Origin of the sequence: Simiduia curdlanivorans, assembly GCF_030409605.1 — a bacterium.
In the GTDB taxonomy this organism is placed as follows: domain Bacteria; phylum Pseudomonadota; class Gammaproteobacteria; order Pseudomonadales; family Cellvibrionaceae; genus Simiduia; species Simiduia curdlanivorans.
In genome coordinates, this window is sequence record NZ_JAUFQG010000004.1 from 2,288,879 (window position 1) to 2,300,950 (window position 12,072).

The window sequence follows — 12,072 nt, forward strand, 5'->3', positions numbered from 1 at the left end:
GGCATCAATTCAATAGACGGGTGATTCCCTTTTCCGTGTTTGCCTTCGTGTCTTCCTTTCTTCGTCTCTATTTCTATTGCTTGGCGAATGTTCGCTCAATCCTTTGCCATTGACGTAAAAGAAACTGTTTTTCATGTACATTAGTGCCATGTTGGTAATGATCTTCTTTGCCGTAATCAGCGCATAGTAGGTATAACTTTTTTATGCCGAGTAATAGTCATTCTGTCTAGCAGAAAAGTGGATGTTTTTGCCGGATAAGATTAATCGGATGTAACCGAGTTATTGTTCTGCTTTTTACCTTAACTAGGATTAACCCTATAAAATAAGCCTTTTATTGGTGCGCAATTATTGCCGCGCCATTTAACAGTGCGACAGCTAAGTGGGGCTTGTTGGACATAGAAGGTGTCATTGAAAAAAATGTAGTGACCAGTGTTTTAGAAAAAACTAATGCGAAAGTTGTAGTAGGAAAGACCGTAAAAAATTGACTGGCAAGTCTGACTCTTTATCCACTTTTTTTGTTAATACGCGCCATTCCTTTTTTAACGCAAGGAGTGCGTAATTACTTCGCAAAAATGTGACAAAGATGTCCTATTTAAATTTTTATCTATTCAGTTACTCGTATTCTATTTATATTCGACGGGCAATTGGACGCTGTAAACCAAATCTTCGGTTTCGATTTGGATAGGGACATTAAGAATAATGATCAGCACAAGCTGACAAAACATTCACCAGAAAGACGCTTTATCTAAGGCATGATTTTTCGCTTTTCTTCTTTCGCTCCAAAGGATTGATCTGGCATCGTCTTTGCTTTTCTTTATTTGCTACATAACTATAAAAATTATTTATAAAGGACTGTATTACCAATGACATTTCCCGTAAAAACATTAGCATCTGCCGTAACCGCGAGTATTTTGGGTCTCGCATTATCGGCTAACGCCAGCGCCCAAGGCGATGTGCAAAGCCTTTCTGTACAAGGCTCCAGTGTGAGCAGCTTGACACAGGTTAGCGATCAAACGCCGAAGCGCTATATTGTTAAGTACAAAAAATCCGCCGAAAACACGGTGATCAAAAGCTTTGGTCGCAAAGCCTTTAAAGATCAATCGATGGGCAGAGCGCGAGACGGTTTGCAAAGGCGCGGCGGTAAAATAAAACTTGAAATGAAGAACCATCACGCATTCGCCGCCGAAATGAGCGCGCGGGCAGCGGCTGAATTGCGTTTGGATGCTGAGGTTGAGTATGTTGAGGAAGACGTGCCGCGTAAGATGTTAAGTCTGTACAACGACGACGTTGGCAACCCAACCCAAACCCAGTTAACCCCCTATGCGGTTTACCAATCACAGGCCAATCAACTGGCGTTGCAGTCTGGCCAGAAAGTCTGTGTGATTGACTCGGGTATTGCCGGCTCTACTGGCGAGACCGGCGGTTTGAACAATGACTTCGAGTGGAATTCCATCACCGGTACGAGCGATTCAGGCACCGGCGATTGGTTCGCCGATGGCGGCCCGCACGGCACCCACGTAGCAGGTACGATTGCGGCAAAAAATAATGGCTTCGGCGTTGTTGGTATGGCCCCAGGTGTGCCATTGCACATTATTAAAGTGTTTAACGACGACGGTTGGGCTTATTCGTCTGATTTAGCCGAAGCGGCGTCTCATTGTGCCGATGCCGGTGCAAATATTATTACCATGAGTTTGGGTGGCGGTGCGGCGAACACCACGGAAGAAAACGCGTTTAAGCAGTTCACCGAAAATGGTGGCCTCGTGTTAGCGGCCGCAGGTAACGATGGCAATAACGTTCGCTCTTACCCTGCCGGTTATGATTCAGTCATGATGGTTGGCGCAAACGATGCCGATAATGCCATTGCCGATTTCTCCCAGTTCCCCGCCTGTAGTACGGCTAAGACTAACTGTGTAGAAGTTACCGCCGGTGGTGTGAATACCTTATCTACTTACCCCGCCGGTGGTGCGACACTGCCGAGCTTGACGGTGAATAATGCGGCTTATCCAGCCTCGGCATTCGAAAATACCGGCTCTGTTAGCGGCACGACTTTTTATATGGGCACGGCTGAGAGCACCAATGCTAGCGCTAATGGCAAGGTGTGTGTGATTGATCGCGGCAATATCTCTTTCCACGATAAAGTTAAAAACTGCCAAAACAGTGGCGGCATTGGCGCCATTCTCATTAACAATGTGGCGGGTGTGTTGTCTGGCACCTTGGGTGACACTAACACCACCACTATTCCAGCGGTGGGTGCGGCACTGGAAGACAAAACCGCGTTAGTTAATTCCAGCACCGCCACGGTTGCGGTTGCGCCGGGTGATTATGGCTACATGAGCGGCACCTCTATGGCAACGCCAGCGGTTGCCGGTGTGGCAGCCTTGGTTTGGTCTAACCATCCCAGCTGTACCGGAACGAATATCCGAAATGCCTTGAAAGCCTCGGCTGCCGATGCGGGCACTGCCGGGCACGATGTGTACTTCGGCAATGGTATTGTGAAGGCAAAACTGGCGAGCGATTACCTGACCACTCATGGTTGTGCGGGTGATACCGGTGGTGGCACCGATCCTGTAGGCAATGCACTGGTCAACGGTGTGGCGAAAACGAGTTTGGCTGCGAGCAAAGGTGGCAATCTCATGTTTACCTTGGACGTGCCAGCTGGCGCCACCAACTTAAGCTTTGTGTCTGCCGGCGGTAGTGGTGATGCCGATATGTATGTGCGCTTTGGTGCAGCCCCCACGAGCTCTACCTATGATTGCCGTCCGTACAAAAATGGCAATGCTGAAACCTGTACCATAAATAATGTGCAGGCGGGAACTTACCACGTGATGTTGAGTGCCTATGCTACCTTCTCAGGTGTTAGCTTGACCGGTTCCTACACTGAACCCTCCACGGGTGGTGGCGGTGCCGGTAGCGCATCTGAAACCAACCTTTCTGGTGCACGCAGAGCTTGGGCGCATTACAGCGTTGAGGTTCCTGCCGGTATGTCCAGCTTAACGGTTGATATGGCCGGTGGCACGGGCGATGCGGATCTCTATGTGCGCAAGGGTTCGCAACCCACGTCAAGTGCTTACGATTGCCGCCCCTATAAGAGTGGCAATACCGAGTCCTGTAGTATCAGCAGCCCAGCTGCGGCCACTTGGTATATCAGCATCTACGGCTACAGCGCTTACAGCGGTGTGTCGCTCAATGTCGAGTGGAAATAAGAAAGTGTAAGATTGAAAACTGAGTGGATCTAATCCACTCATGTTTCTAGGTTAAAAAAGAGGAGCATTTGCTCCTCTTTTTTTGTATGGGGCGGCCTGATTTTATCGAGGCTAGGCTCCGCGCGCGGTTATTTAATTCAGACACGCCGGCGTAGATTGTGGTATATAAAGGTTGCCATCAAACGCTGCTGTTTATTTATGCCAGCTTTTGGATTGCGCCAATAATAATTAATTCACGGTTCAAGGACGCTTCTATTCATGTTCAGTGCATCAGCCGATCACTCGCCCTATCAGAAACCCAATTATCGCCTGTATGTTTTAGCGCTGCTCACCTTGGCCTATGTGTTTAACTTCGTCGACCGGCAAATTATTTCGATTCTGCAAGAACCTATCAAACTGGAGTTTGGCTTATCTGACACACAGTTAGGTGTGTTGAACGGCTTTGTGTTTGCGATTTTTTATGTTGGCTTTGGCATTCCCATTGCGCGCTGGGCCGATAGTGGCAAGCGGCGCAATATCATCGCTTGGGCCATTGCTCTATGGAGTTTAATGACCGCGCTGTGTGGTGTGGCTCAAAATTATGTGCAGTTGCTCGCCGCCCGAATCGGCGTGGGCGTAGGCGAGGCGGGCTGCAGCCCGCCAGCTCACTCCATGATTTCCGATATTTTCCCGCAAAAATTTCGCGCCACGGCCATGGCAACCTATTCCCTCGGCATTAACGTGGGCATTTTAGTTGGCCTATTAATGGGCGGTTGGCTGAACGAGCTCTACGGTTGGCGGGTGGCTTTATGGGCAGTAGCCGCGCCCGGTTTAGTGGTTGCCCTGTTGCTAAAATACACAGTGGCAGAGCCAGCGCGCGGCGCTGCGGACATCAACAACATGACTGCTGCCGACCTTGATTATCGCGCTGAAACGGAAGCGACTGGTGAGGCTGCTGATGCAAGTGTTAGCCGTACAACGCCTAGCACCGAGGCTATACCCATCACCCAGGTTATCCAACATTTTTGGCGCTCGCGCACGGTCAAGTGGTTGGCCTTAGGCGCGGGTTTAAGCAGCTTTGTCGGTTATGGTTTGGCCAACTGGATGCCGTCTTTTCTCGTCCGCAGCCACGGGATGGGCACGGGTGAAATAGGCACTTGGCTGGCGTTAATTGCCGGTGTTGGCGGCGCCTTAGGCACCTTTGCCGGCGGCTTTTTAGCCGATCGACTTAGTCAAAAAAATGTGCGTTGGTCGCTATGGATTCCCATGGGCATTTTATTACTTTGCGTGCCCTTGTTGTCGATGACTCTGCTTATGGATACCAAGCTCAATGCCATGCTTATTTATATTATTCCCGGCAGTATCATGACCGGCTACATGGGCCCGGTGATCGCCGTTACCCATAATCTGGCGGATAATCGCATGCGCGCCATGGGTTCCGCCTTGCTGTTTTTGGTGATCAATATTATTGGCTTGGGCTTAGGGCCTGTCATTATCGGTATGCTAAGCGATTGGCTGGGCAATACTATGGGATTAGAGGGGCTGCGCTACGCCATGGTCTCGGCTGTTATTGTGAGTGGTTTGTTGGCCGCTTTGTGTTTTTATTTGGCGAGTCGGTCTTACCCTGAGGAGCTGGCGCGTATGGCGAGCATCAAATATAAATAGATTAACTATTACAGCCAATGTCGTTGAACTACAGCGCTCAACTACAGCGCTCAACTACTCGTGAGTAACCAGTGGGGTAAATAGGGCTCGAGCAAATAGCGTGTCATTATTTTAGATTTTTGCTAAGCGACCTAGGTTTATACTTAGCAGCCTGTCAGTCGTCTGATACCTCAAAGTCATCCAACCCGCCATGGTGGAGGCGGCCCTGCTTGCCGTCTTCATCGTAATCATTAATAGACCCTTCATAATCCTCTGGCCCCTCGTAATCGTCCTGGTCTCCATCCTTATCGTCTTCGCTGTAGGACGATGTACTTTCTCGCTCTGCGCTTTCTTCCCCGTCGGCGTGGTAGTACTCGATGGCGAATTCGCACTGAATTTTGTTGGCGCCAAGCTCGGAGTGATAGCAATAATTGGTTGCGCCTGCGGGATACTCCCACACCTCGAAGGCGATAGAGATAGTTTCACTGCAGCCAATACAATTATTCAGGTGTAGAGCCTCATAACGTCCTTCGCTCTCAGGGTCATTTCTAGCTGGGCTCCCCATTTCAAACGAAAAGGTGTTGGCATCTATCGCGTGCTGATAACCACAGGCGCTGCAACAATAAGTGGTATTACCAATAATGCGTGTATCCATAACCGTGTTGGTATCCGTTGATACGTAGAAGTGTCTAAACAGGTAAGCGTTTAGGTGCTTGAGGGCGCGTGTTACTGGGGTCGACGGAAAAGTATATACGCTGGTTTACTGATTCCCTAGGTTTATGTGTGCTGCTCTGGTGGTCGCGTGAGGGGTTGGGGCGAGCTGTCGGCCTGGCGATTGCGGGAAAAGATAGGGTGCATGTGCTTGCTTAATCAGCTATAGCTGATTAAGCAAGCAGTCTAGCGATAACTCAATTTGGCGACTACAGGGGGCCGTATACTTCGTCCAGCTTCTGATTCAAGAATATAGGCGCCGATAAAAGGGGAGCTGCACCCGGAAAAATAGGCTGGTACTTAATTTGAATAAAGTGGTCCTCACCTTCTGGCCCTTGAACCGTCTCTACCACAAAACCTATGGCTCTAAAGTGAGCGTACTCTGGCTCGGGAATTCCCGGTTCAATATAAAAGGTTTTTGCGCCATGGCCCAGCCAGTTAGCTCTAATCTCGAAGCCACGATCGTTGCCGGGCGTTGGAAGAGTGTGCTTGTTTGTGCCAAGGCGATCCATCAGCTGTAAGGTAACGCGTTTAGAGGCAACCTCTACACTGATTTCATCAGCTAATACGCGGGGGCTGACATCATGCACCAAGCCTTGACCTGAGAAAATCTCTGGTCCCGTGGGGAAGTCGTCGAATCTCATGTTTGAGGTAATGTCCACCAAGCTAACGCGCACAGAAACATCCTCTGGGCTGTTAAATCCATTGTTACTTTCAACTTCAACGAATAGCTCCCGGAATACCCAGACGTTTTTAACCGTCGCGACATACCGCTGTGGATTTACTTGCCGAAATCCCGTCGCGTGCAGGGAAGGCGCAAACTCAAAATCTAATTGCAGCGATTCGAGTTTTAATTCAGGTGAATGGAGGTTGTTAGACGTTTCTATACTCAAACATCTTAACTTGATGTAAATCCAGCCCGGGAAAAGGTACTTGGCTTGAGCCGCTAAAAAACACAGACTCGTATTGGTAGCTATCCGCATTTGCTGTTGCAACGACGCTGAAAAACAATATTGATGTGATCCATTTGTTTAGCATGATATGAATATTCCTCTTTCATATGGGTTATTTTGCGTTGTGAATACTAGCACGGGGAAAAATATTTTTTCTATATTGGCTTGCATGAACGACGTGCCAATGTGGCTTTTCACGCCAGATGTGGAATTTAACGGAGTGTTAGAGTTAAACCGGCAAATGTCATTCATTCGTCATAGTATTTATGCTTACTGGATATATTTTGGTCTGACAAAAACGTGTTGTAGCTTGGCGGGAAAAATAGGTAGCGATTTAAGTGACAATGTGAGATTTCTATCCGAACGGCGATCAAAATGCGTGAAAAGTGGGTGGGCGTGTTGATAGTTCTGATCGCATGCGTTATCAGAAATACCTATTGATTAGGTGCACTCTAGTATCGGTCAGACCTGACTAGTTACTGCAACCATTATGCTAGAGCGTCAATCCTCCTATGCGTTAATAGGTTTACACATAGGAGGATTTTTTAGTTACAGTTTGTAAACGTACATTTTACTTATATTGGTGTCATAGCTATCAGCGAATACAAATAGATATGCATTATCTCTCGAAAATACAATATTTTGCACTCGCGTCATTGAAGCATCCAGTGAAATGCTGGGCGATGATTCAATAAATATCCCTGCAGGGCTTGAAATATCAAAGATTCGAATCGATTTGCTTGCTTCAACAAAAATAGCGGCATTGTTTCCATCAGGTGAAATACCAACCTTGTCTGTCGAGCTTCTGGTTAGGTCGCCAAGGGCGCCTAGATAATGTAGTTGAGCATCATAGATATCATTGAAATGCGCAATCCGACTTCCGTCAGCGCTAATACTGAATAAACTTTGTAAATAATAGCGGTCGCCTACTGTATTTAGAATGTTCATAACATTCGTTCTTGCATTGTAAACGTAGGCTGTTTGGGCGCTCGAAATGGTTGGTCCACCGGCCCAAATCATATGTGTTCCTTGTTCGCTAAATACAACCTCGGGTGAGTGCTCGCTGGGTAAATCAAAAGGAATTGCCCCCCAGCTTGGATAGCTGTACATGCTTGGCCATTGATTGGTATCTGCAATGACGGTTAAGCCATTATAAAACTGATTGATGGCACCATAATAATCGTAGTAACAATCTGTTGGGCCATTGGGTTGGGTGATTAATAGCTGCCCTAAGTCGATTTCCCAGACGGAGCATTCATAGGTGCCAACGATTAATTGGCTGCCGTCTCGCGTTAGCGCCATACTTGCCGGGTTTTCAATCGGCAGGGCCGACCAGCTCCAGCCAGTGTTATCATGACTTAGGCTATAGATCGCGTTACTCCCGTACCCCTCAGAAACGTAAAATTTTTCTCGTTGTGCATCGTAGATAACTTGATTGGCTTTCCGTTGCAGCGTAAGTTCGCCTACCGGAAAGTTAGGCTTTGCTCTTACTATTATTTGTGCCGCGCTTCTGTTCAGGCCCAGTAGGTTATTAACTTGTAGCGGGTAGGAGCCAGCCGAGAGGTTTGTGTTTATCTGCAATTCAATTTCATTGGCGTTAACGCGCGTATAGCTACCCAAGCCCTCGAGTAGTGTCGATAGTTGCTGCTCGGTCAGCTGGTCAAGGTTGTCGCCCCAAAGAACTACCTTAGTTGGTTCATTTTGGTAGCTCACTAAAGGTGTGGCGTACTTTAAATCAGTAAATGCGAGTACTACTTCAAGGTCGATACGCGTAGTTGTGGGGGCAGGGAGTGCTGGGTGAGTGTAGGTTACTTCGATCCATTCCTGATAATTACCGTTGGCTTTTTCTGCTAGCGTCGATGGGTCGACGCTGATGTCAATTCGGTTTGCGTTGTAATCGAGTTGCGCGCTTAGTAAACCGCTTTGGCCTGTCAGCTCCCAAGAAAGTGCACTGCTGTTGGAACTGATTTGGGTTGATGTAATCAGTTCAGACTGTGAGCTTCCCGAACCGATAGTGAGGCTGGATATCGGCGAGTGAGTGAGCGTTGGTGCAGCTACATGGTAGTTGACCGTTCTGACAGTTTCTGCTTTTCCATTGGCCTTAAAGTTCAAAATGGCCGTGTAGTCACCGGGCGTTAAGTCTGTTGTGTTGGCAGCTACAGTGAAGGTTGTGCCACTTAAGGTAAGATCTAACCAGTTTGAAACGGGGGGTTGGCCGTAGTTAATTGTAGCTGAGTAGTCAGCGCCATTTATACCGGAGCCCAGGGAAAGTTGCTGTGTAGGCGGTAAGGGGCTATTGCCGGAAACCGTTGAGATAAAACTGGGTGCGACAACTGTAAGTGCCACATCGAGGTCTTTATAGGTGACTTCATCGCCATTAGACTTGCCCGTCACAAAGCGCAAGGTTGCTGTATAGGTGCCAACGGTAGAAGGGTATTCAACGATAACATTGAACACCACAGTACTGGCGCTGGTGCTAACTTCTTCCACTGCCAGCCAGCTCGGCAATGCGACGCCAGGCGGCGTTCCTACCACTACTCCGTCTCCCTTGAAGTTGGCAGTAATGGCTTTCTTGTCGCGTTGATAGGTTTCCGTTGTAAATGCAACTTGGCTAGTGCTGAGGGAAATTGATGTTGACGCTTCGCTTGAACCGCCCCCACCACCACCACCGCCACCGCAGGCAGCTAACGAGTAAACTAGGCTAGCTAAAATCAGATTTAAAATGCACTTCATAACATCCTCTTATAAAGCAATTTAATTATTGTTAATTTCCCCCACTAACCGATCTATAAGACCTTTAGGTTCATGTCATCAATCGCCATAGGTTCAAGGGTTAGCCCAGCTTGAAGGCTAATTTTTTACGCATGATGCATGGAGTCGCCTTAGGTTAAAGACGCTGATGTTGGGGGAAGCGGTGTCGAGCTTAACCGAACTTAACATGACAAAGAAAGTGGGGCACAGCTGAAAAAAGGGGATTTTTTAGTGCTAAGGATAAATTAGGTATTTATCGTAATGTTGAGATGTAAGTAGGCGTCAAATAGGGATGTTAAGGCGGGAGTTAGTCTAGGGTAGACTTTACCTAAGGGGTGACTTAATCCGATGATGGTTTTTAGCCACCAGCGGGGATGGCTTCAGCCGGTCAAAAGCCGGTACATGACTATTTGGCAACTTTACAGGCGCGGGTTGAGTCATCCATGAAGGCGTTTGAGGGCGGGTGGCACTTTTTGGTGTCACGTTATCAAGACTTGCACGCAATTAATGCAGGCTCAGGAAATCGATAGCCGTAATTGTTGGGCTTTTATAAAGTGGTTCGCTTTTTGCTGGGTGAGAGGTAACGCCTTTTGGGAAATAGCCATGCAATACACCAAGCCTATGATTGACCTAATTTATGAAGTAAGACGCAGGGTTTCCAGTGAGTTGAAGCCCGATATTAAGATGGCCAATCCGGATGTGTTACATATTCTAGCCGACTATGCCCAACACTCGAAGGACGCGATTGCAAAGGCGCTAATAAAAGAGCTGCTGAGTTTAGCCGGTGCGCCTAGGAGTATGCTTTTAGCGGAACAACAAGCCATATCAACCGCAGCTGAAATTCCGGAGTTGGTCGCCAAGCCCATTGTGAGGGTTTACCGCGGGCAAGTGATGTTAAGCCCGGCGCCTGAGCCGCGGCCAGAAACAACACCTAAAAGCACACAACGCATTTACCGCGGCCAATTGGTGACATAACCCACGCCATAAAGCAGGCTTAGCTTCGCGAAATAGAGCGTTACAATGGTTGTTGAATAGTTCTCCGGCGCCTATCACTCTGATAGTGCCGGAGCGATTAAGCGGTAGGACAGAGCTGCTGTCATATTCACGGCTATCTATTCGCCTAACGCGGCAATTATTTTTCGCTTGGTTTCTTGAAGTCTGGCCGTAACGTCTTCTATTACATTCTCATTGATTCGATCGTCCAAATACGTCGACGCTTGTTCATAGTCTATATAGCGGTAATCCTTTTCCATACCTTGATTGACAGGGTATTTTTGCATGACCTCTTTTATTGACACCTGCTTGAAAACCACGACCTTAACGTCGTATGCCCTTGGCCGTGAGTCACCATGGGGCTGCCATTGCCACCATTCGTTGCCGATTACCTCACTAGCAATAACCTGCGGGCCAAAGTCTAGGTAGTCAAAAACGGCCATGCGTTGCTTTGTGTTGGAAGTGCAGGCGGATAGGAGTAGGAATAGGGCTAGGAAAAATCGAGGTTTCACTTTATTAAACCCCACATTCTATAGCTGGCTAACATACAAGGATTTCTTCGAAAGTGGCGAGACATACTTTATATATGACGGCGATAAGAGTGTTGAAATTTTCCACCTTGGCGAGTCAAATACAGTAGCGTGAAAGCGTGTTTCGTCAGAAAATGAAAACTCAATACAGCCTTCGTCAATGCGAAGCGCATGTTTAAATATAGCCGGTGTATAGGGTTGGCCGATGTTTATTAGCTCGTAAGTCTTTTTTCCAGAAGTAATGAGCATTACATGCAAGGCTTCTTCATAGGGGCTGTTGTCAGTGGTCAATAGTAAGAAACGTCCATCTTCTAGCTTTTGGCAATACTCTAATACTAAGCCTGGGACAGCCCATTCATGCGAATCTCGTTCTATACGTAATGTTGAATGATTCCCATCTATTGGTGTCAGCGTGACAGAGTCTTGGGCTTCCATTCGAGTAATAGTCCTTAAGCTGAAATTCTAGGTAAAGAGCCTATCGAACTATAAATATTCGAGTTTGTCTTTGCAGGGTGCATTATTTTCTATGTGGATAGTTGGTTTGCATAAGATTATCCCAGAGCGCATTTACGAAGCCAAAATTTTTGTTTCCTAGTTGGTGGTGTTTTGAATGATCAAGCGGGGCATTGTTGACTAATTTGATTGGTCGGTTGACGCCTCGTAATGAGATATTGCCGTGTAAAAAAATAGTGAACATCATGCCGCTAAAATGTAGAACGAAAGCTACGCCAATACTCATGGGTAGTAGATACATAAATAGCGGTGCTGTGATGCCGATGAGTGCAGCCTCAATAGGATGAACACTGTAAGCGCTCCAAGGTGTGGTGCGCACTGAGCGGTGATGCACGGCATGGATTTTAATCAGCCGCTTGGTGTGTAGTAGCCGATGGATAAAGTAGGAATAGGTCTCGTAGAAAATAACGAAGGTAATCACTTGCAGAATGAGTTCGGTCAATGAATTCGGCCAAACGCTAGTGTAAACCTCCCTTGTTAATAGGCTAAGTGTCGCGAAAATAGCGCAAGCGACAATGCCGTGTTTCATTTCCTGCTGTTTCTGCCTAGGCTTTAGCGCGCAATTGTCTAGCCACTCGATCAGACCGCGAGCGGTGAGCGCAGCACTTAGCTGGTCGATCGCGTAAGCACTCAGGAGATAGGCGCTGGTATTGGCAATGAATGCTATCGCCAACGCGATAGGCCAAGGTGCTGCGAGCCAATAGTTTAGTAACGTGTCAATGAGCGCCATATGAATTTCTTTGCCTTAAGTTGGACCAGCCGCGATTTGTTTGGCCCCTTTTTTAATAGGTGCAC

At 47.6% G+C, this 12,072-nt stretch carries 9 protein-coding genes; 3 read left to right on the forward strand and 6 right to left on the reverse strand.

Annotation, left to right across the window (positions count from 1 at the left end; all coding sequences use genetic code 11):
* The first annotated feature begins 863 nt into the window (after positions 1 to 863).
* Both QWY82_RS10160 and QWY82_RS10165 read left to right on the forward strand, forming a co-directional pair.
* Positions 864 to 3,203: a S8 family serine peptidase gene (locus QWY82_RS10160; protein ID WP_290261884.1), complete on the forward strand. Its 2,340-nt coding sequence runs from the start codon at positions 864 to 866 to the stop codon at positions 3,201 to 3,203.
* Between the two features lie 258 nt (positions 3,204 to 3,461).
* Positions 3,462 to 4,847, forward strand: coding sequence for a spinster family MFS transporter (locus QWY82_RS10165; RefSeq protein ID WP_290261886.1), 1,386 nt, complete (start codon positions 3,462 to 3,464; stop codon positions 4,845 to 4,847).
* Positions 4,848 to 5,001: 154 nt separating this feature from the next.
* Here the strand turns inward: QWY82_RS10165 and QWY82_RS10170 are convergent, their stop codons facing one another.
* From QWY82_RS10170 to QWY82_RS10180, 3 genes are all read right to left on the reverse strand, one after another.
* On the reverse strand, positions 5,002 to 5,481 hold the full coding sequence (locus tag QWY82_RS10170; protein ID WP_290261888.1) for a hypothetical protein: 480 nt from the start codon (positions 5,479 to 5,481) through the stop codon (positions 5,002 to 5,004).
* 265 nt (positions 5,482 to 5,746) lie between these two features.
* Positions 5,747 to 6,430 carry a hypothetical protein gene (locus tag QWY82_RS10175; protein WP_290261890.1) on the reverse strand — a complete coding sequence of 228 codons (684 nt, stop codon included), beginning with the start codon at positions 6,428 to 6,430 and terminating at the stop codon, positions 5,747 to 5,749.
* A 609-nt stretch (positions 6,431 to 7,039) separates the two neighbouring features.
* On the reverse strand, positions 7,040 to 9,223 hold the full coding sequence (locus QWY82_RS10180) for a hypothetical protein (protein WP_290261892.1): 2,184 nt from the start codon (positions 9,221 to 9,223) through the stop codon (positions 7,040 to 7,042).
* 621 nt (positions 9,224 to 9,844) lie between these two features.
* On the opposite strand from QWY82_RS10180, the gene QWY82_RS10185 reads away from it, so the two are divergent.
* Positions 9,845 to 10,216, forward strand: coding sequence for a hypothetical protein (locus tag QWY82_RS10185; protein WP_290261895.1), 372 nt, complete (start codon positions 9,845 to 9,847; stop codon positions 10,214 to 10,216).
* Positions 10,217 to 10,353: 137 nt separating this feature from the next.
* Here QWY82_RS10185 and QWY82_RS10190 read toward each other — a convergent pair whose 3' ends face one another.
* The 3 genes from QWY82_RS10190 to QWY82_RS10200 form a co-directional block, all read right to left on the reverse strand.
* Positions 10,354 to 10,677 carry a hypothetical protein gene (locus tag QWY82_RS10190; RefSeq protein ID WP_290261897.1) on the reverse strand — a complete coding sequence of 108 codons (324 nt, stop codon included), beginning with the start codon at positions 10,675 to 10,677 and terminating at the stop codon, positions 10,354 to 10,356.
* Positions 10,678 to 10,764: 87 nt separating this feature from the next.
* Positions 10,765 to 11,199: a hypothetical protein gene (locus tag QWY82_RS10195; RefSeq protein WP_290261900.1), complete on the reverse strand. Its 435-nt coding sequence runs from the start codon at positions 11,197 to 11,199 to the stop codon at positions 10,765 to 10,767.
* 82 nt (positions 11,200 to 11,281) lie between these two features.
* The gene (locus tag QWY82_RS10200; protein ID WP_290261901.1) at positions 11,282 to 12,007 is read right to left on the reverse strand and encodes a sterol desaturase family protein; all 726 of its coding nucleotides are present in this window, start codon (positions 12,005 to 12,007) and stop codon (positions 11,282 to 11,284) included.
* Positions 12,008 to 12,072: the final 65 nt, after the last annotated feature.

Excerpts from the sequence above, each read along its gene's own strand:
- QWY82_RS10160 (WP_290261884.1), top strand. The coding sequence starts at position 864 with ATGACATTTCCCGTAAAAACATTAGCATCTGCCGTAACCGCGAGTATT.
- QWY82_RS10165 (WP_290261886.1), top strand. The coding sequence starts at position 3,462 with ATGTTCAGTGCATCAGCCGATCACTCGCCCTATCAGAAACCCAATTAT.
- QWY82_RS10170 (WP_290261888.1), bottom strand. The coding sequence starts at position 5,481 with ATGGATACACGCATTATTGGTAATACCACTTATTGTTGCAGCGCCTGT.
- QWY82_RS10180 (WP_290261892.1), bottom strand. The coding sequence starts at position 9,223 with ATGAAGTGCATTTTAAATCTGATTTTAGCTAGCCTAGTTTACTCGTTA.
- QWY82_RS10185 (WP_290261895.1), top strand. The coding sequence starts at position 9,845 with ATGCAATACACCAAGCCTATGATTGACCTAATTTATGAAGTAAGACGC.
- QWY82_RS10190 (WP_290261897.1), bottom strand. The coding sequence starts at position 10,677 with ATGGCCGTTTTTGACTACCTAGACTTTGGCCCGCAGGTTATTGCTAGT.
- QWY82_RS10195 (WP_290261900.1), bottom strand. The coding sequence starts at position 11,199 with ATGGAAGCCCAAGACTCTGTCACGCTGACACCAATAGATGGGAATCAT.
- QWY82_RS10200 (WP_290261901.1), bottom strand. The coding sequence starts at position 12,007 with ATGGCGCTCATTGACACGTTACTAAACTATTGGCTCGCAGCACCTTGG.